We start from the raw sequence: 239 nt of genomic DNA on the forward strand, positions 1-239 counted from the left end.
TAGGCGCAAGCTCGGCGGGTAACTGGGTAAACAGCGGGACCTTGTCGCAATCGAAGTTGACCATGAATTTGATGGCTTTGGCGTCTTTGCCCAACCCGTGCAGTACCAAAGGCGCCGGTTGTTGCAGGATCCGGGCCTTGGCCGCGAGGGTGAAGGTGCGGGTGTCGTAAAGGCTACGCTCCAGGGGTTCGACTACCGTGATGTAAGTGGTCCAGATGGCCGCCACTGCGACGAATGCC

General features: G+C 59.4%; 1 protein-coding gene. It reads right to left on the reverse strand.

The annotated features are described in order from the left end of the window. The coding region (locus AC0L3B_RS40230; RefSeq protein WP_473383607.1) for a hypothetical protein at nucleotides 1–239 on the reverse strand (239 nt) is incomplete at both ends.

It is taken from the genome of Bradyrhizobium sp. Kon56 (genome assembly GCF_055807635.1).